Below are 25,596 nucleotides of genomic sequence, written 5' to 3'. Positions count from 1 at the left end.
ACGCTACTTCGCCTTGAACGGGACCGATCACCGCAGCCATGACGAACAGGACGCCGCGATCGGCGCCTACATCCGCTGGTACAACCAGCACGCCCAACCCAAACGCGACTTCGCCGTCAACTCCAAGATCCGGCAACCTGATTACCTACCGAAGGTTGCTTGACGAGGCACTAGAACAACCACTTCCGACATCACGGGCAAGTCAACCGCGAGGCTGACATATAGTTGACACGTCAGCCGAGCAAGGCCGCCAACCAGGCCATCGAAGCGGTCGGTGACACCGAGGCCACCGCACCGCGCAAAAGTCCCTCGCCACAGCGCTCACCGAGGTCCGGGCCCTTCCCCCGTATGCGCAGCCGGATCTGTTCACGCTGCGCGACGCGCCCTCGGACAGACGCTGCCCACTGACCCCGCAGCGACGTCGCGCGACGGTCCGTACGGCAAATTGCAGGCAGCTGGACCCGAATCGCGAAACGTCTGCCTCCTTCATGCTGGTGGATGCGCTCGTCGGGCGACCGCTGAAATGAGGCGTTAGTCCAGTATCCCGCCGACATCGTCAACTGCCATCACCCGGCGATACCTTGGCATCGACTGCCATGATCAGAATAGGTGCCGGTCTTCCGTCACCACGCTACGCGAAGCGAGTGGCGTGATAGCTCCTGGGCAGCGGCGTGATGTGAACGACCGCACCAGAATACGGTGCGGATATACATTTTCCGTTTCCGATGTACATCATTACATGCTTGGGGCTGCCGCCGTTGAATTGCTTGGCCGGAAAAATCAGGTCGCCCGGGCGGATATCTGAAGGGCGGACCTTGGGAAGCTGTTGGTACTGTGCCGCGGCGACGCGTGGGATCCTGATGCCGGCCTTTGCAGCTGCGTATTGCATCAGCCCCGAGCAATCGAAAGCGTTCGGGCCTTCCGCCCCCCAGATGTAAGGGTCGCCGAGCTGCGCTTTCGCAACCTGCACAGCCTTGTGCGCCGCCGAACTCGCCCCACGGGGGGGTGCGCTTCGTCCGAGGATGTCGTACAAGTACTGGTCGCTGAGGCGGTTTATGGCAGCAGCAGTTCTCATGGCATCCGCTTGCGTGGCGGCGACGATACGCTGTCCTTTCTGCAGCGCGGCGGTGAGGACATCGCGAACCTTCTGCCGTCCGGCCTTGGTGTATGCCTGCCACTTGAGTTCCGCCAGTGCGACGTTGACTTCACGCAGCAGAGCCTCGATCGCCTTCTTATCGATATTGTGGCTGCCGGCCATACTCTGGAGGTAGCTGGCGATCCGGTTGTCCACATTGTTGAACGCCTCGGCGGCATTGGCCAGATAAAGTTGCTTCGCCTTCATGGCGATCGCGGCATCGCCAGAACCTGTTCCCGCACTGACCTTTCGCGGCAACGGTTTCACCTCGAGGTGCTCAGAAGACCCATCGCCGTACGCCGCCGCCAATGAATTCAGTACGTGCAGTGCTTTTTGCGACTCAGGGGACAGGCCTCCACCCGCACCAGCGGTCTCCGCTTCACCGTCGCGCACACCGCCGCCAGCAAGACCTGCTAACGCCGACGCGATCGTAGGCAGCGCCATTGTCCCGACCATAAACGCCATCGGCGCCAGTTTCCCAGCCAACTCCGCATCCACCGATGACGCCGATGCTCCCGGAGATTGAGACTGAGCCGCGGCGCCTGTTGGGCTTCCCGATTCTGATGTGACGAGCCCGTGCCGCGTCTGCGCCTCGAACGCCGAGACAGCGCCCACCGGAGGCTGCTGCACGGGCGCCGACGAGGCGGACACCGTGGGCATCGCGGTGCCGGCATTCTGCTCCGTTGTGCTGGCATCGAGACTCGATAACGCATTCTGCTCCTGTGCCCGACCCCCACCGATGATCGGTTGTCCATTTGAAGGCAAGGTGTCGAGTGGCGCCATCTCGCCACTGATGCGCCGTCGACCACCCACAGCCGTTGACCATGGCGTCACCGGCCTTGCCGACCTTTCCTTCTCGCCGCGACTGTCGGCCAGTCCTACCGCTTCGGCGTCGGGCAGTGACCCGGATTCGATATCGGTCACGACTCACCTTGCTGGACGAGGTAGCCGAAATACGGCACCGCACTGTTGATCAGTAGACGGAGAGGTATGCGTCCATCCATTTCAACGACATCGGCCACCGACTCCACAGACACGATGGCAGGCTGGGTCGTGACACTGAACGCAGTAGCAGCCAGGCTGGACCGAACATATCTGCCGCGCTGCATATTGCAGATTCCGACCTTTCGAAAGACAGGATGTTGAGGGGATGCTTCCAGGTCTTCGCCGTACGCGGTATGGGGGAAATCCCTACAAGCCTTCTGTCCACTGGTTTCGGTAGCGGGTCGGACCGTGTCCGAGCTGCTTGATTCAACGGACGGACGGGCTTGGTTGCGTGCGATTGCTCAAGCGGGTTCGGGGATGGCCAACAATCCCGCTGGAGGACGGCGAATGACGTGACCGCTACGGCAAGCGCTCGCAATATCCCAACAATGGGAATGGCCTAACGTTCTGATTGCGCCGCTCGGTGCGAGTCTGGTGCCCGTCTTAGGAGCTTCCGATGTACTTCAGCGTCATTCCAGGAGAACTCACCGCGATCGCCGCTCAGCTGAGCACCGGGACGACCGATCTGGTTGCCACGGTAGGTACGTCCGCAGCGGGTAGCGTGCCGCTCCCACCGGGCTGCGATGCGGTAAGCCGAAAGATCACTGAAAGGTTCTTCGGCTTCGCGACCGACCTTTTCGACAAGACGGCGCAGGGAGTGGGGCATCGCATTCACGCCGAGCCGCATCTGCCCCAGGTCGATGCCTGCTATTGCGCAGCCGACGCCGCGGGCAGCAGCCAGGTTCTCGCCAGCGGGACGGCGTTCGGCGGATAGTTGAACCCGCTTCGAGCGAAGGCTGGCGACCTGGGCCAGTAGCCGGATCTCGCGTTCGACACCGTCGAGCGGGGCCATGGGAAGATCGGGTTCTCGATGCGCTTCACGGGCGACTGCAAGCCCTCTCGATCGGATCGGACTTGCCGTAGGTGCGCGCAGCGTCGCGGGCGTGAGCCATGAATTTCGGCGGCACCCGCACCACACGCTCGCCTTCCGCTAGCTGAGGTGATCGCTGAGGTACTGGGTGACTTGGGCCGGCCGAGCTGGTCTGCGCCCACTGCGCGCTTGTGCAGCACAGCGACCGCGTACCGGCGATAGACACGCGCCTACACCACCAGGCTCGCCAACCACGCCAGTACCCTGGCGATGCACAGATGTCGTCGGCACGGAGGCCGCGGTCACCGCGTGGCGACGGCATCTGCTACAACATGGCAAGATATCCATCCCCCGAACGGTCAACCAGACGCTGGCCGCGGTCACCTTGCTCTACGCGCTTGGCAAGATCCGCCAGAGAAGCGTGATCAGAGCGTGATCCAGAAGATTGAGCTGCCTTCCATCAGCGACTCCATCGCGGCTGCGGCGCGCGATCCTCATACATCTCCGAGTAAGCGGAGACATAGACTTCGACCGGCTAACCCATTCGTGTTAGTAGGGATTTCCCCCATTCCGACGGAGCTGAACAAACTGGGAAACTCGCATTCCCGGCTCGGGGGCGGGAGGCGGGCATGAGAAATCATGTTGGTTTGAAGAGGAGGACCGCGGCCGGTGGCCCGGATTCTCGGTCGAGAGGATATGACAGTGAAGAAGATTAGCGCGATGACTACAGGCATCGCCGCGATAGCACGGATCGCCGTTGTCGCTGCGGTCAGCACGGGGTTGGCCACAGCAGCGTCTGGTGTTGCCAGCGCCGTTCTCGAAAGTGACCGGGCGATCAAGCGCGATGTCGCAGCAGTGGTGTGGGACTGCTGAGCGTGTTCGGTCTACGTTGGGGCCGACGTCACAGGGCGTCGGCCCCGCAGATCCCGTCTATCGCGATGGATGCAGCGGGCAACGAGCGAGTGATGAATGGACACGACATTCTTGCCGAGGTCGCGCAACTGCCGATCAGTACGTGGCGGTATCAGTGGGAACCTCCTGAGGTGCGCCATCTCGGCCCAATGGCACAGGATTGGCGCGCCAGCTTCGGGCTCGGCGACACCGACAAGAGGATCCACATGGCCGATGCCAACGGCGTTGCCCTGGTTTGTATCCAGGCGCTACACAAGCAGATCGTCGAACTCCGCGCCGAACTCGGCCGAATCCGCAACGCCACACGGGAGGAAGAGGCGCGCGGCAGCCAACGGCCCGCGGAATCCTGATCGGCAATTCTGGCCTTGCCATGTCGGCCGCAGGAGAGTCAATCACGCCGTAGCCAACGCCAACAGTTTGCGGAGCTTGGTGATACCCGAGACCACCCACGGCGTCCCGACTCCCAGTTGGTGGGCAAAGAGGGACCACACCCTCTACGGCCGCAGCAATCTCCTATCGAGGTCGGCACGCGCTTCGTTCTCTAGCCGCACTTGCTCGGCCCCGTAATCGGGATCGCCCCTCGCAGCCATACGGCGCTGCGGCCAGCTGCATTCAGTACACCGGTCGAGTACCCACCGGAGGTCGCTGGTGTGCGCCACACGATAGTTCTACTCCGGCGCGCGAGGCTGGTCCAGGATTTGGTCACAGTAGCGGTTGTTCCCTCACTCTCGCAGTTGACGACCAGAGTAGGGACGGAGAGCCGATCTGCATGCCGTCGTCGTTCATGCGAGTCATCTCGATCTTCTTCCCGTGGTAGAGCCGCTGTGCGAGGTCGTTGAAGCCTGTACTGCTATCAAAGTAGGGTGCCCGAATTCACCGACGCGACATCCATGCGGTCAGCTGCGGTCCAGATTCACCGGTGCGCGATATTAAGATCGCCGATTCAGCCAGCTGGCGGTCTGATCCCCTGCTGAGGCTCCAGCCTGCCGGAGAGTCTGCGGCCATATCGACTCACTTGGATTTCATATTCCCGTTTGGACGGAGCGAGTCGGTAGCTGTCCGTGCCGGTGGGTGATAGGGCGCAGCGACCGGCCATGGTTCGTGTCGCGGGCAAGGTACTCAGCTCACGACCACCAGATTCGCCGGACTGATGGAGCCCGCCGTATCCTGGCCAGCGACTCGCGTGCGACCGCAGAGCCGGTCACCTTCGACGACATGTGGGCACTGCTCGCGCAACACGCGCCCGGCCATGGCACTCGTCTGCAAAGAGCAGGCCGCACACGAACGGGCGACGAGGTGCCAGGACCCGTGCAAATCCAGAACGGCAGCCCGGTACCGAGCGGAGCCCTCATAGGGTCGTTACCCGGCCACGACCTGGGGTCCCTATGTCGAGGTGCCAGCCTTTCCCGGTGACTTCCCCGCCTTCGCGGCATCGCTTACACGCGTGGCTTCGATCGTCTCTCTGAAGGACTGGGCAAATGACAGACCCGCTCGAAGTGCATCGAGTAGCCGGGATGCTATGGGATTGCTGAGTCCGCTTTCCCGCGCTGCTGTGTCCAGAATCTCAGCGAGTGACGCGAGTTCGCAGAGCTGCGACAGCAAGTCGTCTAGCGCCCTACTCGCATCTTCGATGGTCTGTGGCGGTCGTCTACGGTGCGGGTCTTCTGGCATAGCTTTTGACCCTTCGTATAATCCGCAGTTCTTACTCGTTCGTACCTGTCATTCAGGGCACAGCACGGGACACGGTCCGTTTCGGTTCCAGCCATGGCTCCGGAGGGGTGTGACGGATTGATGCCGATATAACGCTCGCACCTCGGAGGCCTCACCGGGTATGGGGGATCCCCCTACGACTGCAGTCCCTCAGCGCAGAGCGTCACGGAAACAATCAAACGTCCAGTGAAACTCTTCGCGGACTACGGGCAGCCGTTCCGGCAATGCACTGGGGTCGTAGTTATGACGGGCTGTAGTTGAGCTTGGTCGCTGCGGGCCAGGATCTGTGTCCGTTTCGCCCTCTCGGCGCCCCGCCACCGCCCCGGCGCGGGAGTATATTGCGGGGTTGGAAGACCGGGCGGACGCCGAGCCAGATGAACTCGCAGAGCAGGGGTTATGCGGTCAGCGGACTGGGATATCTGCGAAATCCGTGATGATGTCCGCGGTGATGGCGCTGAGTGGCTCGGTGATAAGACCCCGGCGCGGCTCGCCGATGACAACCCCGCGATCCACGCCGGGTCCGCGACCGTGGACTGGCGCGGCCCGTAGCAGACGTAGTAGGCGATCTCGGCTGGATCACTTGCCGAGCGTCGTGCCAGCAGTTTGTGCCCGCGGCCGGGTTGCCAGCCGACGCGGAAAGGGACTTTCGCCCAGTCGTAATCACGCGGCCCGTGCGCTCCGGCACCGGCCGAGATCCGCTGCCAAGCCCGGGCCGGGACCGCGGCGACGCCGGCAGCCGTGTGAAGCCAGTGCAGCCAGAGCGACCTCCCTTCCGGTTAACTGCCACTGGCGGAAACCGATCTCCGCTGCAGCGCGCGCTACCTGTGTTCGGGACCGCCCTACGCCAACCGGCAATACGAAAACATCGCCACTCTCCGCCGCGAGGCGCACGCAAATAGGTGATCGCATGACCGAAATAGGTATATGCCCCATGTGGGCCCGGTACCTATCCGATGACACTGGTTGTCGTGCAGCGAGCAGAACATCAGTGACGACACCGTCACGCCAACCGCCCTGACCGCCCTCGACAACGGCGCCGGGTAGGCCGACACGGGAGCCGGCCGCACAGGCGGACTCCACAACACCACGACTCAGAAAACCAATCTGATGGCCACTGGGTGGTGATCGGCTCCACCTTGGCAATGGTCCCCACTCTCGGGCCCTGTCGCCGGTGGCGAACAAGGCGGAAAGGTCGACACCTCCCCCGCCAGCGAACCGGAGCCGCTCATGACGATCCGCACCACCCTCCCCACCGTGGCGCAACGGCGTGTCACGGTCTCGACAGCAGACGGGGTTGCTCTCGCGGTTCGCGAGTACGGTCCGCGCGATGCCGACCGCACCGTCTTCCTCCTGCACGGCCATTGCCTGCGCAGCGAGTCCTGGACCTACGTCCGCGACGCGCTGCTGCGCCGATACCCCCGCACCCGGGTGGTCTGTTACGACCACCGCGGACACGGCGACTCCGCCGCGGCGTTCCGCAAGACCTACAATCTCGAGCAGCTCGGCCGCGACCTACGGGACGTTCTCGACGCGGTCGCCCCCACCGGACCGGTAGTCCTCGTCGGCCACTCGATGGGCGGCATGACCGTGCTGACCTACGCCGCACGGCACCCGCACGAGATCGGCACTCGCATCGTGGGCGTCGCGCTCCTGGCGACCGCCGCCAGCGGGCTCGCCGACACGGGCATCGGCCAGCTCCTGCGTAACCCGGTCGTCTCCGCGTTCCAGGCGGCCGTCCGCCGCGCCCCCAGCCTGATGCACCACGCGAAACTCCTGGCCTGCACACTCTTCGCCCCCCTCATCCGTGCCGCCGAGTTCGGCGATCGCAAGGTCAGCCCGCGGGTTCTGGCGCTGACCAACGCGATGCGCAACGAGACGCCGATCGTCACGATGGCGAGTTTTCTGAACGACTTCATGGTCTACGACCGGACCGACGCGCTCAAGGTTCTCTCGCAAATCCCCACTCTGGTGCTGTGCGGCTGCGGCGATTTGATGACCCCGCCGTCGCATTCGGTCGCGATGGCCGCGGCCGTCGAGTACTCCGACCTCGTGATGATCGAGGGCGCCGGGCACTCGGTGATTCTCGAGCAGCCCGACCAGGTGGCCGACGCCATCGACCGCCTGATGACCCGAGCAGGCAATCCAGGCCAGGTCGAGGCCGCTCACCGCGCCCTCCTCACCGCGTAGGTCTGTCTTCCCATGACCTGAGCCCTTCCACGATCAGAGCCAGCCACCACCTGCCCAGCCTGGCGGGCACGACGGATTGCCTCGACATAGGCGTCCGCACCAAGGTCCGCGACGGGCGGGCTGATAACGGCCGGGACCCGCTCCGACTCCCAAGAATCGGTATCCGCGCTGTGGCCTCAGGACGCGACCGCTCGGCCAGCGATATCGTGCGCTCGGCTCTGCGCTTGCTCGAAGACCGCGAAACCCACCTGCACGCGCTGCGTGAGGCCCTCATCGCCGGTGAGCGCAGCGGGCCCTCCACAGCGTTCGACTTCGATGCCTTCTTGCCAGCAGCCGCCGCCATCGGTCACCCGACCGGGCCGCAGTTGGACCGGGGTCACTGACTGCGTCGGTGTGGGATTCGGTCGCCCGGCGGCCCCGCTTAGGACCCGGTCTCGGTGGCGCTGGTGGACCCTTCGTCCAGCACGCGGGTCGCACGCCACGGGAATAGCCGCAGACGAGTCACAGGTGTGGACACCTATTCGGGCGACCAGCGCGGATGCCGGAGCCCGGGTCTCGCCGCGACGGCCCGGCCCGCCACTGATCGGCTCGTCACAAGGGCTTCAGGAGCGCCGAGGCCATGCCCGCCCACGTTCTCGAGCGTGGCATCGGAGTCATATTTGCGTCTGGCAGTGCGGTTCTCATCATAGAGAACATCTCTAAGTCCTGGTGGTCGGGCTATCCTTGGCTCGGACAGCCGGTTACCTGGACCCTGGGGAGTAAGATGCTCAGTCTGGAAGAACGAATCGCCACTGTCCTCGCGGTGCTGAAGCGGCTCGATCGCACGGCCCCGGTGGTGGTCGTCGACGAGATCTCCTGGCGTTTGGAAGAACTGGAGAACGAAGTGCGCGCCAGCGTCACCGATGACCCGCAGCGCCGCCACGCACTACTGAACCAGGCCGCCCAGGTCGGTGGGCTCGTCGCCGCGGCGCGTGAGCGTGCCGAACGTGCCCTCACCCTCGCGGTGGCCGCGCTGCAGCGCGAACTGTACGCCGCCGAACACCCAAGCATCGGTCCGCAGCCGCAACGTCGACCCCGTCGGGGAACCTAGCGATGACCGCGGCGAGGCGCTGCAGTGGACCTCGGACTATTACTGAGCTGACCAGCAGTGATCTGGATTGAATCGGATTCCTCACCTGTGGACTCTGCCGTACCCACAGCATAAATTTCCAGGACAACTACGGCACGGCCGCCACCAGCGAGTGTCGCGGCACAATCCTGCGGAGCACAATACCGATCGATCACCGGTCGATCGGTGCCGGTCGTGACGCGAGCCCATGTCATTGGCAGAGACCGGGCCGACGGCCCGAGCGCGATGCCTGCCAGCCCAGGGACAGCAGGCCCCCTGGAGCGAACCGCGTGAACCCTGACTACCCGCGTGCTGTACTTATCGGCGCTCGCTGCGTTCGACCAGTGCAGTCACCAACGTGAGGATCCGGGCTTGCCCGGCGCCGCGGCGGCAAGCTTGCCGCGCTCACGAAATCGAGCGCCTGTAGGTGTCCGAACAACGCTGACCAGCCGCTACACGAAACTTCGTTCTTTCTGTGCCGTTACTGCCGAGACCCCTGTTCGCGCGCGACACGGCGACAATGGTGTTGCTGCTGAGAGATGGGTCTGCACCCAGCGACAGTGCGGATGCCCGCAGGCTCCGCGACAGTCGAACCCGGGATCGCCGAGAACCAGGCGCGCTCGAGCATCCTCGACCGCCCACCGCAGGTCGCCGACTTGCCGGTGGCCACTTCACTGGCTCTGCACAGTATTCAGAGTATGGGCGAGCAAGAGGAAGTATAGGCATTTCCCCTATACCGCTCGATGCTGTCTGCTGACAGTCTCAGCTTCCATCACGTCCGCAAAGACCGATCTAGGGAGGAAGTCCCTTAGTCAACCGGTGATGCGAATTGCTTGAAGGAGAGCTTATGCGCATCCTCTTGATCTCCAGCGCGTTCAACAGTCTCACTCAGCGGGTCTACACGGAATTGCGTGCCTCCGGTCACCACGTCGGTGTCGAACTCGCCCTTGGCGACGACATGTTGCGCACGAGGGTGACGGCCTTCCAGCCGGAGTTGATCATTGCGCCCATGCTTACTACCGCAATTCCGGAAGACATCTGGTCCTCGCATACTGTACTTATCGTGCATCCGGGGCCGGAAGGCGACCGTGGACCTTCGTCCCTCGACTGGGCCATTCACGAAGGGGCGCACCACTGGGGCGTCACTGTGCTCCAGGCGATTGAGGAGATGGACGCAGGACCCATTTGGGCCTCTGTGCCCTTCACTGTCACTGATTGCGGCAAGAGCGACCTGTATCGGAACGAGGTTGCCGACGCGGCTGTGGAGGCTATATCACTTGCGGTTGACCGATTCGCTGCCGGCCAGTTCAAGCCTGAGCCGCTAGACTACCTGCGGCCAAGCGTTCTTGGGCGACCTCGGCCTTACCACAGTCAGCGGGTCCGAAGGATCGACTGGGCCGTTGACGATACCCGCACCGTGTTGCGGAAGCTGCGCGCCGCGGATTCACAACCGGGAGTTTTGGACGAGCTGTACGGACGTGAGTATTACCTCCACGGGGGGCACAACGAGGACGAGCTCCGCGGTGTGCCGGGCTCGGTGATCGCCACTCGTGACGGGGCAGTTTGCCGCGCGACTGCCGATGGTGCGGTGTGGCTGCCGGAGTTGCGTCTTCGCGGGATGACTGGGCTTGCGACGTTCAAATTGCCGGCCACAGATGCCCTTGGGCCCGACCTACCCGCAGCGATCCCGGAGGTACGTGTCACACCAGTTGCGGCGGCACTCCGCGATACCTGGTCTGAGCTGCGCTACTCCGAAGCGGGCGCCGTAGGTTATCTGCAGTTCTCCTTCGCTGGTGGCGCGATGAGCACCCGACAATGCCGCAGCTTGCTGGAGGCCTTCCGGCAAGCCTGCGCGCGGCCTATTGAAGTGCTTACACTCGGCCCGGCCCGAGACTTCTTTTCCAATGGCATTCACCTCAACGTGATCGAGGCAGCCGAGGATCCCGCTCGAGAGTCTTGGCTCAACATCAACGCCATGAACGACCTGGTGGAGGCAATACTAACCACCACGGACAAGCTTGTGGTTTCGGTTCTCCCAGGAAACGCGGCGGCGGGCGGCGCAATGCTGGCGCTCGCAGCTGATGAAGTGTGGTGTCGTGAATCGGTCGTCCTCAACCCGCACTACCGGCTGATGGGCCTACACGGTTCAGAGTACTGGACTTACACATTGCCTCGGCGCGTCGGTGCGGCCACGGCCGAGCGTCTGACGCGTGAGGCTCTTCCGATCGGTGCCCGAGACGCGGCAGCGGTTGGGCTGGTCGATCGTGTCTTGCCTGGTAGTGCTGACATCTTCTGGAACTCGGTTCGGCAACAGCTGCAAGAATTGCCGGGCACTCTCGAGTTGGCGGACCGACTCATGGTGAAAAAGCAACGCCGAGCCGCTGACCAACTGATCAAACCCTTGGCTGCGTATCGCAGCGAGGAGCTGGCCTATATGCGTGAAAACTTCCTCTCTGAGTCGTACCACGAGCTGAGACGAGAATTCGTACACAAGGCGCGTCCAGCTCGGACACCACCACATCTGCTCAGCTGAGTTCAACCGCCGGGATCCACCACTGCCCTCCGCGTCATCACGACAACGTCGTGGCGAACGTCGAAGCGAACGATCAAGTGAAGCGTGTCAACGTCGGTTGAATCTTGGATCTGGCCGATTTTCAGTGATTGACGGGTCGCGTGAAGATCAGTGACTGAGCAGGATTCATTTGCGGAGTAGGTCGGGTTTCGCGCGACCGAACATTCGCCGTTTGAGCATCTTGGTGCGGTTGACGTGGCCTTCGACGGCGCCGCTGTTCCAGAGCAGGCTCAGACCGGCGGTGACCGCGTCTTGGTCGCAGCGCAGGCCGCGGACGAAGGAGTGCAGTTCCGCGCAGTCGGCGAGGTCTCCCGCCTCATCGTTACTGCACACGAGCACATCGGCCGAACGCAGCTCCGGCACAAGTCCCGCACGCATCAAGTAGATCAGGTCCGGTGCCCGCAGACCCGCGTGTCGCAGTCGCCACGGCAGCCGCGGCGGCAGGCGGAACGGCGGCTGCTCGAAGTACCACACATCCTCTTCAAAGGTCACCAGATGTCGCGCCGGAGGCCCGAACAGTGCGGTCGGCAGCTGGTTCCAGCCTATGCCGGTGGGGGAAACAGGATGCCTTCCAATGCCACCCAGTGCTCGGTCCGTCGACGGCCCGGATGTCGAAAGCGTCGCTGTCGCACCAAAATCAATGGCTCCAGCCTCGACCACAACGCATCTGTCACCACATCATAAGCCACACCGAGTCTCAAAGATGTTGCGCGGTAGACCAAACTGACACGCCGACTCATTCTGTACTGAGTCCAAGCGCAGAACGGTGAGTAATATTTATCTACAGATGATTTCATGTCGGCGTGACACGACACCACACCGACCTTCATGTACCCGGCGACACGGTCCTTAACGGCACCCCCTGACCAGTGCTCTATCGGTGAAATCCAACATGACCGCCCTCGGTGAAGTTGCGCAATATCGATGTCAACGCGGGAAGTCGCGGGCCTTCAGCTTGGCCATGCGACCATCGGAGTTGTGCCATACGACGCCCTCCCATGGGTGGGCGTGAAGCCAGGCGGCGAGCCCGTCGTAGTCACGCGGCACATCCAGCTCGAGTATCTCCCCGCCGTGCGGGACAAGGATGTGACGCTGCTGGTGCTCCGGATTGCCGTTGACGCGCGGGCCGACCAGCTCATAAGTGCCAGGCTCCCAGGATTCTCCGTTGTCGAGCGCCTCTACAAGAAACTTGGCAAAGCTGGACTGCTCAGCCGGTTCCCAACCCACGGTCTTGCCGGTCTCCCCATCGGTGACCAGAGCGATGAAGCCGGGCGGCGCAGTCTTGCCCGGCTTGATCTCGCGTCGTGCCCACCAGCGGTCGCCGTCATAGCGGACACAGGTTCCATCGAACTTCCGGGTGGCGACACCTTCACCGGCGAAAACCCAGAGGCACTCAGGGTTCTTCTCCCGCGTCACGTACTTCGGATTGCCGTCCCAGTCTCGGACGAAAAGGGTAGGGATCTTCTCCATCGGCTTTCTCTCTTTCGGCAGCTGCCACAAACGATACGGAACAGCCGACCACAAGGGCTATCGGTTTTCGCGGCCACCGTTGACCCGCCGCGCCGGCGGGGGTCGACTTGTCAGCAATTGCCGATGAACTGGAGCAGCGGGGCGAGCAGCAGCCCAGAGCTCCCGATCCGTCTCGGGTGAACCTGCCGTAGCCCCGATCCTCTAATTTTGGCTCCTGCGATCACGGCATCGCCTCGATCCCATACGCTGATGCAGACCTGGGGACTGTCGGATCGGTGGATCTGGTCTCGGTGGTTGGTTCTAGGCGGCGCGGGTCCGGTACCCGATCTCGGCGGCGTGGTGGATTTCGATGAGGTATTCCACGGCGAGCGGGCTAATTGTCGCGGCCTGCCAGATAGTAAGGAGTTCGTCTTCGGTGTCGTAGATAATGTCTTCAATGCTTCTTCGCAAGCGTCGGTCGTTTTCGCGAATACGGTGCGGACGCTGTGGTGACACTGGCGCGCGAAACCCTGCACATCCTCGACAGCAGCCAGCGTGTGCGGTAGCGGAAACCCGCACCGTCGGTACGGATGACGGGCCGGCGCAACTCGTGCGCTACCAGTTGGGAAATCTGCTCGGTTCCGCCGTGCTGGAACTCGACGACAAAGCACAGGTCATCACCTACAACCACCCTCGACGACACCGACGTTGACAAGAGAGTCCGTACTGCTCACACGCCGCCCGCGGCCCCGCGTGGGGCGGCTGGATCTGGACCGTCCACCGACGCGTTGCTGTTCCAGACCGGGGAGCAGACCTCGGTCACAGCGTCACATTTCTACAAGAACGCCTGGCGGCCTGCGCTGCGTCGCCTCGACGGCCTCGCCCGCCGCGACTTCACCCTGTTCACGAAGAAAGCGCTGTGACGCGGCATGCCGGCTGAGGAACTTCTCAAGGTCTACGGTAGGGACGCCTGAGTGGAAAGCGGCTGAGCCCACACACCCTGCGCCACACCGGAGTCTTCTGGAAGTTCCAGAACGGCGTGCCGCAGTCCGTCGTCTCCCGCGACGCCGGACCCGAATCAGTCACTACCACCGACCGCCGCCACGGCCACATGGACCGTCACGCCAGCAAGTCCGCAGCCCAACTCATCCCAAACCGGCTACGCCGGGTTCAAGCTGACATGCTCGCCCCCGACACCCGACCAACACCTCGCGATCCACCGGATCCTCTTCATCCCAGTCGAACAACAAACTCGAACACAACCGCCGCCAACCCGAATAGAACACCCCACGTCGACTGCACAAGACTGCAGCGCAACGGCATCAGGCGGTCAAATGCAGTGCTAATTCACGAGATACGCATAGCACCCAGATTGCCCACAACTCGGCCACCGCGTACACCGCAGAAGCCTGCCATTGCGAAACCTCACAAACTGCGGAAAAATGACGTAAAGCGCTCAGCGGCAGCAGCTTTGACGGGTCATGGGAATCGAACCCCCGAGCGAACCACCACATAAGGCCTGGTCAGCACGCTGACCTTGCTGTATCACCGCCGCTCAACTGCCGTTTCACGACGTGTCGCTACATTTCAGTACGAAATGTACCATCCACGTTGATGACCCGGTCATCACCAGGTAGAACACGCGGATGACAGGCCAGGCTGATGACGGTGTCATCACCCTGTCATCAGCCACCGAACGGTGCATCTACCCCTTCGCCCGAGCAACCCCATGGACGGCGAGTTCGATGCGTCCCCGGTCGGGCTATGCCTCCAGTCGGATCCGGTTGGATACCGACCCTTTGATTCCGCGTCGGCAAACCGCCAGAATTCAGCTGACATTGATACACCGCGTGTGTGCCGGAACTCTGCGGCAATCGCTTGGTCGCTCAGCAGTCCGGGCTCATCCCCGCGGGCGCGGGGAGCACCGCCGGGGCAACCGGCGAGAGCACCGCGGTACGGGCTCATCCCCGCGGGCGCGGGGAGCACGCACCGACCAGACCGGCGATGACTGGGCCGAGGGGCTCATCCCCGCAGGCGCGGGGAAAGCACGACGCCGCAGTCGTCGCGCAGGCAGCGTGGCGGACGGCGCCGGTTGATCAAAGGGTGGAGTTCACTGCGGTGGTGTTCCTCGCCAGTTCGTTCCGTATGCAGTAAAAAGTTCGAGACGCATTGCGACGATTTGCTCGGTGAGTTCCGTTACCTGAGCCCGGGTGGCCGACTGACTTACTTCGTCTTCCTCTGCGACCCGCTGAATAATCCACGACGCCAAGGTGGCCGTCACCACGCCGAGTAGTGCGATGCCACCGACCATCAACCCGACCGCGACCAATCTGCCGGTACCGGTGACCGGCGCGTAGTCGCCGTACCCGACCGTTGTGACCGTGGTTGCCGACCACCATAGAGCATCAGGGAATGTGGTGATGGTGGCTCCGACTGCATTGCGCTCGGTATCGAGCATGGCCAATGAGGCGACGAAAATCAGGAGCAGAGTCGACCCTGCCGTGTAGGCGATGATCCGACCACGGAGCGCGCCGCCGACCGAGCGCTGTAGGACGTTGATCATGGTCAGCAGCCGAAGCAGGCGCAAGGGTCGCAGCAGCGGAAGCGCGACGATCGCGAATTCGTAGAGGTGTCTGACGAACCACCGCCAGCGCGGCTTCGCTAGGTACCATCGGACCGCGTAGTCGACAGCGAAGGCGAACCACGTGCCCCACAGCACTGCCTCTCCAATCCGTGCCGCCGAGCCGTCGGGTTGGGCAAGAACAATCCAGGTGTAGACGACCACGAAGACGACTGCCGCTGCGGTGAGCGGCCGTTCGGTTAGCTGCCTCCATCGATCTTCGCTCACAGGGAATGAATTTAGGTGCCCTAGCGACGTTAACGGGGCAACCTTCCGTGCGGTTGGGGTGTGTCTGGCTAACGACGGATCGGGTCACGATAGTATGGTCACTGGCCGAGGTGATTCAGCCCTCATAGGTGATCACCTATGTATTCGATGTCGGTTTGCACCACATCGCCCGTCGCACCGCCACAGCTGGTGGGGACCCCGAAGAAGTTACCGATAGACGGCGCCAACAGACTGGGCAGGCACCGCTGCAAGAGCGAACGACTTTCCCCGGCTCACTGGCTACTGCCGCCTACCCTCCGCCACGACCGCGAGCGGCGTCTATTCGCATTAGTTCTGCATTTTACCGCCACATAACCCGGCGAGTACCCCCCGATGAGACACTCTCAAATCACGCACCTCAACGGCCACCGCGGGACCAACCACAGTTGCAAGCACGTCGAGTAATACTGGATAGTTCGCCACAAACGCGAGGCTAGGAGGACTTGAACCTCCGCACCGCACGACTGCCGAAACTGCTGGTCAAAGCCTGGAAACGCTGCCCCTACAGCGGATTTGAACCTCAACTCACGGCGTTTGGATACGTTTCAATACGTAAACATACACGTTTCGGGTGACACCGTCACCTGGCGAATCTCTGGCCAGGAGATGTGTATCGGTGACCGCGTCACCGACCGTCTCCCGCGTCTCGTGGGGGCCGATTGACGCTACGAAGGGGCGGGTGCCCCTCGGTACGCGCCAGACGCGCTTGTTTGCCCTGATCTTTTCCTTGCGACTAATGGGCGCCCGGTGCGTCAGCCGGAACAGCTGGGCGTGGCGCCGCCCTGCAGGTCAGTCCGCTGGCCGCAACCTGTACGAGTCACTATTTCGGCGTGTCAGGCCAGCACGTCGCAGCGGCAGGTGCTCCAGGATTCGGAGCCGCCAGCTCGGGCGCATAGTCCGTCGCTTCACCCCCGCACGAGCAGAACACCGGTTCGCAGCGCTGACCAGTGGCTGGCCGTCCACAGTCCCCTGCTGCCGCTTGAACCGATTCATCAGCCGATGTCAGAAGGGACTCATCGATGCAGAAGCTCTCGAATAGCTCTCGACAGCAGGTGGTGGACGGTGTTGGATACCCCGCAGAGCTTTCGTTGCAGGTACTCGCACCACAGACGCGCCGCTACAACCCGACGACTCGGGGAGGGGGTTGGCCGTATGAATGTCGATCTGACGTGTCCGCACTGCCATCAACTCGACTGGGTGCAGAGTGTGCCCGCTCTGCATGCCGATGGGGTGTCGACCAGCTTCGGGACAAGCGTTTATTCCGGTGTGGGAGTCGCCTCGACTGGTTTGGTGCCGGTGTTCGGCACGGCCACCGTCGACCGTACCCACACCACAGCACTCGCCCACAGCTTGGCCCGCGAGCCAGCCCGCACCCCCGCTGGGTGGATGACCTTCGCAGCCCTCATTTTGCTCGTGCCAGCGCTGTCAGGGATCGTTCCGGCGATCGCTGGGATCGCGCATCCCGTGCCGGGGGTATCGCACGGTATCGCGGCCCTGGCCATGGTCATGTTTCTTGGGGCGTTGGCGGCGCCTGGCGCTGTGCTGCTCACTGTTGCGGTGTGCCGTATTCGCCGCAACGGCCGCATCGTTCGGGGGCGCCCCACCGCGCATGCGGTGTGGCAAACCGGTTTCTACTGCCATCGGTGCGGTGTAGCGTTCTGGCCCCACTCCCCGGCCCCGGGTGTTCCCGCTCGCCAAGCGTTCGCCCCGCAGCAGTTCCGCTGGTTGGTGTGGAATGCCGGTGGCTACGCCAACGCCTGACCTCACCAGCCATGACAGCTTCAAGCCCGGGGGAAGGGCACATCTCGAGTCGGTAGACGCACCCCGGAGGGATCGATCTCAACGCGCAACCCGCGCCAGCTCGGATGCCGCAGCGCGCCGACGAACTCTCGGTACTCGACGGTGCCCACCAGCTGTGGTCTCACCCACCTCGCCGCCGTCATCCGCTAGGACGGTGCCGACTGGTCGAACGGGCTGTCGGTTGTGGTCAATGCCTTCAACCGCTCGAGCAGTGCCCGCCGCGCGGCCATAGTGAAGCCGGTGCCGACGTGCCCGATGTAGACCAAACGGTTCGACTCGTCGTAGGCACCCAGGATCAGGGAGCCCAGCGCGCCCCGCTCGGCGCCGCCGCGGGGAACCCAGCCTGCGATGATCACCTCTGTCGTCTGGCGGATCGCCGTCTTCAGCCACAGCCGGGTACGCGTCCCGGGTCGGTACACCGAGTCCACACGCTTGCTGACCACACCTTCCAGGCTGTGGGAGGCGGCGGTGTCGAGCATCGTCTCGATCGGGATGTCGGTCCATTCACTGCCCGACAGTGGTGTCGAAACTCGTTGTGTGAGTGTAGATGACCGTGCGGTATCTGGAGTCGCTTGGGTGGGAAATCGTGGGCTGGGCCGCGCTTCGCCCCGCCTCGTGCGATGAGGGCCACGAGGGCGTGGCCGAGAGTTCGGTGTATGTGGCCGAGCAGATGCGCGGGCGTGGCATCGGGAAAGCAGCTCGCTACGGCGACCGGCCATGGTCAGCGGATCGCGCATCTGCTGGCGACGGTCGCGGTCAACCAGGCCCGCCAACGCCTCGACAAGCTCGACGCCGCGGTCGATGAGGCCGAGCGCCAAGGCCCCGATGCGGTCGCCCAGCTCGAAGCCACGATGCGGGCCGCGACCGATAACGCCGAGAACCGGCTCACGACGAACACCGCCCAGCACGACCCGGCGTCGGTGGCGCCACTGGCTGATGCCTTGGGGTTCCGGACCGGCTCGGACATCGCAGCCGACCGCCTCACCCAGATCACCAGCGACTACGCCACGAACTGGGGGGTGCGCATCGACGCCGAGGAACTGACCGTCGGCATCGATCCGGACTTCGATCCAGTCGCCGCCCAAACCTTCGCCGAAGTCGAATCCGTGTTCGACCGCAAGTCGGCCGCCGTCGACGTCGTCTCCGCGCTGCCGCTGACCGACGCCGCGAAAGCGGCGGTAAAAGAAGCGATCTCGGCATGGCACAACGGCATCGACCCGGACAGTCTGCACGCCTATCTCGACGGTGAGGACGCGCTGCGTCAGCAGCTGGAAGCCGACCGGGCCCGTGTGGGATTCATCGTCGATTTCCTGCGCGGCGATGTCAGCGACATCGATCTGCTGGCCTCACCGGTGTTCGTCGACCCGGGCGAGGCATCGGCTTCGCGGCTTGCCATGTTGAGCGTGTAGTACCGGTGACCAGCGGGTACGGAGATCCGCAACTCGTAGTCGAGCTGGTCGAGTTCCTCGCGAAGTTTGCGGATCTGCTTGGGGTCGGGATCGCGTCCAAGGCGCTTGGCGGTCTCGATGAGGTGGGCGTATTGCTGTTCGAGGCTGTGCATCCGGATCCACCGATTCGAGCTGTCGACTGGCTCAATCCGCGGTATGCGAACGATTGCTGGTGCCGGATTTCCCCATGTTGCGCACTTCTCGATCGGACCGCACCGAGGTGCCGGGCAACACTCACTGGAGTCGGACAGCGTCCCACGGCACCCACTGGCGTAGGGTGATTTCTCTGGGGTTTCGCGAGGTGCTCTCCGGCCGGATCTGACGAGTATTCTGCAGCTCAGTGGCCTTCGCGGCGACCGTAACAGATCACCGCATGTGTGGTGCGGCAGTTGCCGCGGGAGGTTGGTCAGTCGCAGCAGTCGCAGTCGTGTCCGGCGCTGCGGTCGGTGGTAGCGAGTGCGCCCGGTGTGGGGCAGCAGGTGTCGCCCTTCCAGGCGTTGAGGCCTTCCTTCACCGCGATGACGGCGATCACCAGTGCGGCGATCGGGTCGGCCCACGACCAGCCGAACAGACTGTTGAGCAGCAAACCGACCAGCAGCACCGCCGACAGGTAGGTGCACAGCAGGGTCTGTTTGGAATCGGCGACCGCGGAGGCGGAGCCGAGTTCACGTCCGGCGCGGCGCTGCGCCAAGGACAGCACCGGCATAATGACCAGGCTCGCGGCGGCCAACCCGATGCCGACCGTGGAATGGCGGGCTTCGCCGATGCCGAGCAGGGCGCGGATGGAGTCGATGGCGACATAAAGCGCGAGGGCGAAGAAGGAGAACGCGATGATCCGCAACGCGATCTTCTCTCGCTTCTCGGGATCGCGGCCGGCGAACTGCCAGGCCACCGCCGCCGCGGAGGACACCTCGATGACCGAGTCGAGCCCGAACCCGATCAGTGCGGTCGAGGACACGCGCGTGCCCTCGGTCAGTGCGATCATCGCCTCGATGATGTTGTAGGAGATTGTCGCGGCGACGAACCAGCGGATCCGCCGCGCCAGCCCGGCTTTGCGCTCCGAGCTGGGGCCGGCCGTCACCGCCGAGGGCATCGAGGGCATCCCGAGCGAGGCCATCAGCAGCAGCCTTCCGCGTCCGCCGCCGGGCAGCAGGCCGGATCGACCGCGAGCACCAACCCGAGCAGATCCTCGAGCGCGGCCGCGATGCGAGCGTCGGCCAGCTCGTAGCGGGCGCGGCGGCCCTCGGGGACCGCGACAACCAGTCCGCACCCCCGCAAGCACGCCAGGTGGTTGGACAGGATCTGGCGCGAGACCCCGATCTGCTCGGCCAGCTCCGAGGGATACCCCGGTGCCCGGCGCAGGCTCAGCAAGATCTGGGTGCGGGTCGGGTCCGACAGCGCGTGCCCGAACCGGGCCAGCGCGTCGGTGTGCAGCGCGGTCTCCATGACCCAATAATACATTTGTTTCTGTATTCAGCGAGATCTTGATCGTTGGTCGGTTGGGTTCGCGGTATGGCGTTTGTTCATGTTCGCGAACAGTTCCCTGTTGGCGGCGCGGGCGGCGGAGAGTTCTTGGCCGCGTTCTTCAAGCTGGGCTCGCAGGTCGGCCGGTTGCTGTTCCAACGGGACGATCTGTCGTTGGAGCTGGCCGATGTCGGCGAGGGCGCCACAGCGTGGGAGGGTTGGTGGGTTTCGTACATGCGTGCCCCAACAGCTATCGCGGTGGCTGCGCTGACCGCGGCGGCGGCCCAGACGGCGGCCTGCAGGTCCATCAGGTCGGCGACGATGCCGCCGAGGATGGCGCCGACGGCGTAGCCGAGGTCGCGCCAGACGCGGTAGACGCCGACGGCGCGCCCGCGCCAGAGGGGGTGGGCGACATCGCCGATCACCGCGAGCAGGGTGGGATAGACCATGGCGGTGCCCGCGCCGAGCAGGATGGCGCCCGCCGCCCAGCCGATGAAGCTGTGTGAGGCGGCGATGAGCGCGAGGGCGGCGGCTTGGGTGGCCATGCCGGTGGTGATGAGGTGTTTGCGGCCAATGCGGTCCGACAGTGCTCCGGTGACCAGTTGTCCGGCGCCCCAGACGCCGGGGTAGAGGGCGAACAGTAGCCCGATCTGTCCGACGGATAGCTCGGCGGTGGCGAACAGCAGTGGGAACAGCCCCCACGACAGGCCGAAGTTGAGGTTGTTGACCAGTCCGGCGAGGCTGGCCGAGGACAGGGCGGGTTCTTTCAGGCTGGTCTGGACGGCGATTTGCCGGTCGGTGAGTTCGGCGTGCAGGTGGTCGTGCAGGCCGTCGGCGCGTGGAGTGTGCTGGCCTGCTTCCAGGTGGGCGTGGCCTTGCGTTTCTCGGATGAACACCCCTGACAGCAGCAGGGCTAGGGCGGTGTAGGCCAGGCCGAGCAGGAATGGTGCCGGGCGCAGGCCGTGGTGTTCGGCGAGGTAGCCCGCGAGCAGGGAGCTGACGGCGACGGCGCCGTATCCGGCGGCTTCGTTCAGTCCCATGGCCAGTCCGCGGCGGGTGGGCCCGATGAGGTCGATTTTCATCACGACAGTGGTCGACCAGGTCAGTCCCTGGTTGATGCCCAGCAGTACGTTGGCGGCCACGACCCACCACCAGTTCGGGGCGGCGATGAGCATCACCGGCACCGGCATCGCGAACAGCCACCCCACCAGCAGTACGGGTTTGCGGCCGTAGCGGTCGGAGAAGGTGCCTGCGAAGTAGTTGGCGATGGCTTTGGTGATTCCGAACGCGGCGACGTAGGTGAAGATGAAGGTGTAGCCGGTGAGCCCGAATTCGGATTCGGCCAGCAGCGGCAGCACGGTCTGCTGCTGGCCGACCATCCCACCGACCAGCGCGTTGACCGCGACCAGCAGCGTGAACTGGACGGCGTTCTCCCGCAACCCCAATACCGGGGTGCGCATACTGGCGCGCAGGCTCATGATCCGGCCTGCAGTTCGTGTCCCATGCCGCGGGCGTAGTCGGCGGGGCCGCCGTCCAACACCCGAATATCGGTGCGGCCGTGGCGTTCGAGAATGCTGGCGGCGGTCATGGCACGCTCACCATGGCCGCACATGACCACCACCGGCCCGGCCGGGACATCGACCAGATGCTCGGCGAGCGCGGCGAGTTCGATGTTGCGGGCGCTGGGGACGTGTCCGGCGGCGTACTCGCCGTGCTGGCGGATATCGAGCACCGTCGCCGGTGCCTGCGCGGTCAGCTGATCGGCGTCGAGCAGGTTCACCGATGTGGTGTCGACCGGACCGGTCCAGGCGGTCATGCCGCCGTGCAGTTCTCCAGCGAGGGTGTCGAAGCCGACTTTGGCTGCCTCCCAGACGATGTCGTCGGGATTCTGTGCGGTGTCGCGGACGATGACCACCGGCCGGTTCGCGTCGACCAGCCAGCCCAGCCAGGTGGCGAACACCGGACGCAGCGTGATGGCCAGCGCGCCGGGGATGTGCCCGGCGGCGAAGTCTGCTGGGTCGCGCACGTCGACGATTTGGGCGCCCTCGGCGATCAGGTCGGTGACTTCGGTGGCGGTCAGCGCCGCCAGCGCCGGAGTCGAACCGAGCACGGCCGGGCCCTTGTGGTTGATCTCGCCCAACCGCAGGAAGTAGTCGGGGAAGTTGCCCATCGAACCCAGCAAAGCCTCGACGAAGGCGTCCTCACCGTCGACTTGCAGCAGCGGGTTGGCCGCGCGCTCCTTGCCGATGGTGCTGACCCGCTCGCCTCCGAGCGAGGACGAGCAGAACGAGCCCGCACCGTGCGTCGGCCACACCGGGGTGTCCTCGGGCAGGGTCATCAGCCGCTGCAGCGAATGATATTGGGCCCGGGCCAGCGGGATCGTCTGGTCGGGGCTGACCAGGTCGGTGCGCCCGGCGGTGCCGACCATCAACGACCCGCCGGTGAACACCCCGCGCAGCTTGTCGTTCTGGTGCAGCAGGTAGGACAGGTGCTCGGGGGAATGGCCAGGGGTGAACCACGCTTGCAGGGTGAACGCGCCGATAGCGATGGTGTCGCCGTCGCCGAGAGCGGTCACCTCGAATCCGCGCGGCCCCACCTCGGGAGCCAGGACGGTCGCGCCGTCGATCTCGGCCAGTTCACGCGCCCCGGAGATGAAGTCCGCGTGCAGATGGGTTTCGACAGCGAACGCGATCCGCAACCCGCGCCGCCGCGCTTCGGCGCGCACCTGGCGCAGGTCGCGTTCGGGGTCGAGCACCAGGGCCCTTCCATCACCGAGATCCAGCAGGTAGGTCGAATTGCCCAGCCCCTCGTCGATGACGGGAACGAGGATGAAATCAGTCGGCATCGCAAAACTCCTATGTCGCCGGCCCGCAGGCAAACAATTATTCCAATCAACCATGGAATATTGGGAGTAGACTATTCCACGTTTCCTTGGAAGAGCAAGCCCGCAGGGCAGGGGCGGCCCGTCGCGACTCTTCCCGGGCCGCCGGGTAGAGAACGCCGCGCGGCACGCCCCGCAGGGCGGGATACGCTATTCCACGGATGATTGGAGTATGTGATGGGTGGTGACAAGCCCGCCGCGAAGGCAGCCTTGTACGAGGCGTTCGCGGCCAGTGGTAAAGCGCTGGCCAGCGGCAAACGGTTGGAACTGCTGGACCTGCTGGCCCAAGGCGAGCGCACCGTGGAAGCGCTCGCCACCGCGGCAGGGTTGAACCTGACGACCGCCTCAGCGCATCTGCAGACGCTCAAGCAGGCCGGATTCGTCGCCACCCGCCGTGACGGGGTGCGCATCCACTACCGGCTGGCCGGCGACGACGTCGCGCGGCTGTTCGCGCTGCTGCGCAAGGTCGCCGAAGCCCATCAGCCCGCCGTCACACCGGCTCGTGACAACTACCTGCGCCCCGACGGCGGCCGGGCGATGACCCGCGAGGAACTGCTCACCCGCGCCGCGGCCGACGAGGTCGTCGTGCTGGATGTGCGGCCGGGATCGGAGTACGAGGCCGGGCACATCCCCGGTGCGGTGAGCATCCCGGTCGAGCAGCTGGCCGAGCGCATCGGGGAGTTGCCCGGCGACACCGAGATCGTGGTGTACTGCCGCGGCGAATACTGCGTGCTGGCCTACGACGCGGTGCGGCTCCTCACCGGCCACGGCCGTCGCGCGATCCGTCTGCACGACGGCATGCTCGAATGGCGCCTGGCCGAGCTGCCCGTCGAAGCCGTGTCGCTGGCATGACCATGCCGGCGGCGGAGCGGCCCGGCCCGATCGATGGGCCGGTGTATCTGGACTATAACGCCACCACTCCGGTCGATCCCCGCGTCGTCGCGGCGATGATGCCCTATCTCATCGAATCGTTCGGCAACCCCTCCAGCAGCCACGCCTACGGCGCCGATCCCGCCGCCGCGCTCGTCACGGCCCGCGCCCAGCTCGCGGCCCTGATCGGTGCCCGGCCGACCGAGGTCGTGTTCACCGGCTCGGGGTCGGAAGCGAATCTGCTCGCCCTGCGCGGGGCCACCGTAGGCACGCCCGGAGCCCACATCCTCACCCAGGCCACCGAACATCCCGCGGTACTACAGACCTGCCAGGCCCTGGCCCGGCTGCACGGCACGCGGGTCACGGTGCTGCCGGTCGGTACCGACGGCCGCCTGGACCCCGCCACGCTGGCCGCCGCCCTGCGCGACAGCGAGGCGACGCTGGTGTCGGTGATGGCCGCCAACAACGAAACCGGTGTACTGCAACCGATACGGGAACTGGCCGCCCTGGCCCACCACCACGGCGCGCTGTTCCACTGCGACGCCGCCCAGGCCGCGGGCAAGATCGCCCTCGACGTCGCCGCCCTCGACGTGGACCTGCTCACGGTGGTCGGCCACAAGATGTACGCACCCAAAGGCATCGGCGCCCTCTACATCCGCGACGGAGTCGAACTCGAACCCGTCGTCTACGGCGGCGGCCAAGAGCACGGCCTGCGCGCCGGCACCGAAAACGTCGCTTTCACCGTCGGACTCGGTGCCGCCGCCGCACTGGCTGCCGACGATCTCGCCACCGGTGCACCCAACCGGCTCGCGCGGCTGCGCGACGAGCTGCACCAGCGTCTGGCCGCCGCGCTGCCCAGGCGGGTCCACCTCAACGGCCCCACCCGCCAGCGGCTGCCCAACACCCTCAACATCAGCATCGACGGCACCCTCGGCCACGAAATCCTCACCGCCGCAACCGGCATCGCCGCCTCCACCGGCTCGGCCTGCCACAGCGGCACCCACACCCCATCCCCGGTACTCGCGGCAATGCGACTCGACACCGCACGAGCGTTGAGCGCGCTACGGCTGTCACTGGGCCGCTGGACCACCCCTGACGACATCCACAAGGCGGTCACCGCGCTCATCGCGGCCGTCACAGCGGCGCCGGCCTCGTCATCGAACGCAAGCAGCGCCGGCAGCGCCGAACGCCAGATGTGATCACCGGCCGACCCACGACCGACATCGCCCACGCCGATGCCGCCGGACCGACCGCGTCCACACGAGGTTGGATCGCCTCCGTGGGGCATCACCGATGCGCGCAAGCTTGCATCTCAAGA

Annotated in this window: 21 protein-coding genes and 3 pseudogenes; 13 read left to right on the top strand and 11 right to left on the bottom strand. The window is 64.7% G+C overall.

Annotation, left to right across the window (positions count from 1 at the left end):
• Positions 1–631: 631 nt before the first annotated feature.
• On the bottom strand, positions 632–2,059 hold the full coding sequence (locus tag ACWEKR_RS31955; RefSeq protein WP_452357646.1) for a C40 family peptidase: 1,428 nt from the start codon (positions 2,057–2,059) through the stop codon (positions 632–634).
• A gap of 517 nt (positions 2,060–2,576) precedes the next feature.
• Between ACWEKR_RS31955 and ACWEKR_RS31950 the strand changes: the two genes are divergently transcribed.
• From ACWEKR_RS31950 to ACWEKR_RS31940, 3 genes are all read left to right on the top strand, one after another.
• Entirely contained in the window at positions 2,577–2,894 is a 318-nt protein-coding gene (locus ACWEKR_RS31950; protein WP_452357645.1) for a hypothetical protein, read from the top strand.
• 798 nt (positions 2,895–3,692) lie between these two features.
• The gene (locus ACWEKR_RS31945; protein WP_452357644.1) at positions 3,693–3,863 is read left to right on the top strand and encodes a hypothetical protein; all 171 of its coding nucleotides are present in this window, start codon (positions 3,693–3,695) and stop codon (positions 3,861–3,863) included.
• 65 nt (positions 3,864–3,928) lie between these two features.
• A complete protein-coding gene (locus ACWEKR_RS31940) occupies positions 3,929–4,252 on the top strand; it encodes a tail fiber domain-containing protein (protein WP_452357643.1) in 324 nt (107 codons plus the stop codon).
• Positions 4,253–6,112: 1,860 nt separating this feature from the next.
• Here ACWEKR_RS31940 and ACWEKR_RS31935 read toward each other — a convergent pair.
• Positions 6,113–6,340: pseudogene (locus ACWEKR_RS31935) on the bottom strand (IS701 family transposase); the annotation flags it as partial.
• Positions 6,341–6,839: 499 nt separating this feature from the next.
• Here ACWEKR_RS31935 and ACWEKR_RS31930 point away from each other — a divergent pair.
• The 4 genes from ACWEKR_RS31930 (at position 6,840) to ACWEKR_RS31915 (ending at position 11,440) form a co-directional block, all read left to right on the top strand.
• Positions 6,840–7,799 carry an alpha/beta fold hydrolase gene (locus ACWEKR_RS31930; RefSeq protein ID WP_452357642.1) on the top strand — a complete coding sequence of 320 codons (960 nt, stop codon included), beginning with the start codon at positions 6,840–6,842 and terminating at the stop codon, positions 7,797–7,799.
• A 155-nt stretch (positions 7,800–7,954) separates the two neighbouring features.
• A complete protein-coding gene (locus ACWEKR_RS31925; protein ID WP_452357649.1) occupies positions 7,955–8,182 on the top strand; it encodes a type II toxin-antitoxin system ParD family antitoxin in 228 nt (75 codons plus the stop codon).
• 380 nt (positions 8,183–8,562) lie between these two features.
• Positions 8,563–8,889, top strand: a complete 327-nt coding sequence (locus tag ACWEKR_RS31920) for a hypothetical protein (RefSeq protein WP_452357641.1) — start codon at positions 8,563–8,565, stop codon at positions 8,887–8,889.
• An 865-nt stretch (positions 8,890–9,754) separates the two neighbouring features.
• Positions 9,755–11,440 (top strand): enoyl-CoA hydratase-related protein, encoded by a 1,686-nt coding sequence (locus tag ACWEKR_RS31915; protein ID WP_452357640.1) that lies wholly within the window; start codon positions 9,755–9,757, stop codon positions 11,438–11,440.
• Positions 11,441–11,605: 165 nt separating this feature from the next.
• On the opposite strand, the gene ACWEKR_RS31910 is transcribed toward ACWEKR_RS31915, so the two are convergent.
• The 3 genes from ACWEKR_RS31910 to ACWEKR_RS31900 form a co-directional block, all read right to left on the bottom strand.
• On the bottom strand, positions 11,606–12,139 hold the full coding sequence (locus ACWEKR_RS31910; protein WP_452357650.1) for a hypothetical protein: 534 nt from the start codon (positions 12,137–12,139) through the stop codon (positions 11,606–11,608).
• Positions 12,140–12,406: 267 nt separating this feature from the next.
• On the bottom strand, positions 12,407–12,949 hold the full coding sequence (locus ACWEKR_RS31905) for an RNA ligase 1 family protein (protein ID WP_452357639.1): 543 nt from the start codon (positions 12,947–12,949) through the stop codon (positions 12,407–12,409).
• Positions 12,950–13,249: 300 nt separating this feature from the next.
• The gene (locus ACWEKR_RS31900; RefSeq protein WP_452357638.1) at positions 13,250–13,399 is read right to left on the bottom strand and encodes a hypothetical protein; all 150 of its coding nucleotides are present in this window, start codon (positions 13,397–13,399) and stop codon (positions 13,250–13,252) included.
• 317 nt (positions 13,400–13,716) lie between these two features.
• On the opposite strand from ACWEKR_RS31900, the gene ACWEKR_RS31895 reads away from it, so the two are divergent.
• The gene (locus ACWEKR_RS31895; protein WP_452357637.1) at positions 13,717–13,851 is read left to right on the top strand and encodes a hypothetical protein; all 135 of its coding nucleotides are present in this window, start codon (positions 13,717–13,719) and stop codon (positions 13,849–13,851) included.
• Positions 13,852–15,038: 1,187 nt separating this feature from the next.
• Here ACWEKR_RS31895 and ACWEKR_RS31890 read toward each other — a convergent pair.
• A complete protein-coding gene (locus ACWEKR_RS31890) occupies positions 15,039–15,776 on the bottom strand; it encodes a potassium channel family protein (protein ID WP_452357636.1) in 738 nt (245 codons plus the stop codon).
• A 1,191-nt stretch (positions 15,777–16,967) separates the two neighbouring features.
• Between ACWEKR_RS31890 and ACWEKR_RS31885 the strand changes: the two genes are divergently transcribed.
• The gene (locus ACWEKR_RS31885) at positions 16,968–17,576 is read left to right on the top strand and encodes a hypothetical protein (RefSeq protein ID WP_452357635.1); all 609 of its coding nucleotides are present in this window, start codon (positions 16,968–16,970) and stop codon (positions 17,574–17,576) included.
• A 20-nt stretch (positions 17,577–17,596) separates the two neighbouring features.
• On the opposite strand, the pseudogene ACWEKR_RS31880 reads toward ACWEKR_RS31885, so the two are convergent.
• Positions 17,597–18,094, bottom strand: a pseudogene (locus ACWEKR_RS31880) (ATP dependent DNA ligase).
• Positions 18,095–18,162: 68 nt separating this feature from the next.
• Here ACWEKR_RS31880 and ACWEKR_RS31875 point away from each other — a divergent pair.
• Both ACWEKR_RS31875 and ACWEKR_RS31870 read left to right on the top strand, forming a co-directional pair.
• A pseudogene (locus tag ACWEKR_RS31875) lies at positions 18,163–18,261 on the top strand (hypothetical protein); the annotation flags it as partial.
• A gap of 34 nt (positions 18,262–18,295) precedes the next feature.
• Positions 18,296–19,024 (top strand): hypothetical protein, encoded by a 729-nt coding sequence (locus ACWEKR_RS31870; protein ID WP_452357634.1) that lies wholly within the window; start codon positions 18,296–18,298, stop codon positions 19,022–19,024.
• 445 nt (positions 19,025–19,469) lie between these two features.
• Here ACWEKR_RS31870 and ACWEKR_RS31865 read toward each other — a convergent pair whose 3' ends face one another.
• The 4 genes from ACWEKR_RS31865 to ACWEKR_RS31850 form a co-directional block, all read right to left on the bottom strand.
• Positions 19,470–20,183, bottom strand: a complete 714-nt coding sequence (locus ACWEKR_RS31865; protein WP_452357648.1) for a cation transporter — start codon at positions 20,181–20,183, stop codon at positions 19,470–19,472.
• Positions 20,180–20,509 carry an ArsR/SmtB family transcription factor gene (locus tag ACWEKR_RS31860; protein ID WP_452357633.1) on the bottom strand — a complete coding sequence of 110 codons (330 nt, stop codon included), beginning with the start codon at positions 20,507–20,509 and terminating at the stop codon, positions 20,180–20,182. Before ACWEKR_RS31860 ends, ACWEKR_RS31865 begins: the two co-directional genes overlap by 4 nt.
• A 77-nt stretch (positions 20,510–20,586) precedes the next feature.
• The gene (locus ACWEKR_RS31855; protein ID WP_452357632.1) at positions 20,587–22,005 is read right to left on the bottom strand and encodes an MFS transporter; all 1,419 of its coding nucleotides are present in this window, start codon (positions 22,003–22,005) and stop codon (positions 20,587–20,589) included.
• Positions 22,002–23,372 (bottom strand): MBL fold metallo-hydrolase, encoded by a 1,371-nt coding sequence (locus tag ACWEKR_RS31850; RefSeq protein ID WP_452357631.1) that lies wholly within the window; start codon positions 23,370–23,372, stop codon positions 22,002–22,004. The genes ACWEKR_RS31855 and ACWEKR_RS31850 overlap by 4 nt, the downstream gene beginning before the upstream one ends.
• Positions 23,373–23,585: 213 nt before the next feature.
• On the opposite strand from ACWEKR_RS31850, the gene ACWEKR_RS31845 reads away from it, so the two are divergent.
• On the top strand, positions 23,586–24,260 hold the full coding sequence (locus ACWEKR_RS31845) for an ArsR/SmtB family transcription factor (protein ID WP_452357630.1): 675 nt from the start codon (positions 23,586–23,588) through the stop codon (positions 24,258–24,260).
• Complete coding sequence (locus ACWEKR_RS31840) at positions 24,257–25,477, top strand: cysteine desulfurase family protein (RefSeq protein WP_452357629.1); 1,221 nt, start codon at positions 24,257–24,259, stop codon at positions 25,475–25,477. Before ACWEKR_RS31845 ends, ACWEKR_RS31840 begins: the two co-directional genes overlap by 4 nt.
• Positions 25,478–25,596: the final 119 nt, after the last annotated feature.

Source organism: Nocardia sp. NPDC004573 (genome assembly GCF_053602135.1).
This window is presented reverse-complemented; position numbering and strand designations above follow the sequence as displayed.

Excerpts from the sequence above, each read along its gene's own strand:
- ACWEKR_RS31950 (WP_452357645.1), top strand. The coding sequence starts at position 2,577 with ATGTACTTCAGCGTCATTCCAGGAGAACTCACCGCGATCGCCGCTCAG.
- ACWEKR_RS31940 (WP_452357643.1), top strand. The coding sequence starts at position 3,929 with ATGGATGCAGCGGGCAACGAGCGAGTGATGAATGGACACGACATTCTT.
- ACWEKR_RS31930 (WP_452357642.1), top strand. The coding sequence starts at position 6,840 with ATGACGATCCGCACCACCCTCCCCACCGTGGCGCAACGGCGTGTCACG.
- ACWEKR_RS31920 (WP_452357641.1), top strand. The coding sequence starts at position 8,563 with ATGCTCAGTCTGGAAGAACGAATCGCCACTGTCCTCGCGGTGCTGAAG.
- ACWEKR_RS31915 (WP_452357640.1), top strand. The coding sequence starts at position 9,755 with ATGCGCATCCTCTTGATCTCCAGCGCGTTCAACAGTCTCACTCAGCGG.
- ACWEKR_RS31905 (WP_452357639.1), bottom strand. The coding sequence starts at position 12,949 with ATGGAGAAGATCCCTACCCTTTTCGTCCGAGACTGGGACGGCAATCCG.
- ACWEKR_RS31885 (WP_452357635.1), top strand. The coding sequence starts at position 16,968 with ATGAATGTCGATCTGACGTGTCCGCACTGCCATCAACTCGACTGGGTG.
- ACWEKR_RS31860 (WP_452357633.1), bottom strand. The coding sequence starts at position 20,509 with ATGGAGACCGCGCTGCACACCGACGCGCTGGCCCGGTTCGGGCACGCG.
- ACWEKR_RS31855 (WP_452357632.1), bottom strand. The coding sequence starts at position 22,005 with ATGAGCCTGCGCGCCAGTATGCGCACCCCGGTATTGGGGTTGCGGGAG.
- ACWEKR_RS31850 (WP_452357631.1), bottom strand. The coding sequence starts at position 23,372 with ATGCCGACTGATTTCATCCTCGTTCCCGTCATCGACGAGGGGCTGGGC.
- ACWEKR_RS31845 (WP_452357630.1), top strand. The coding sequence starts at position 23,586 with ATGGGTGGTGACAAGCCCGCCGCGAAGGCAGCCTTGTACGAGGCGTTC.
- ACWEKR_RS31840 (WP_452357629.1), top strand. The coding sequence starts at position 24,257 with ATGACCATGCCGGCGGCGGAGCGGCCCGGCCCGATCGATGGGCCGGTG.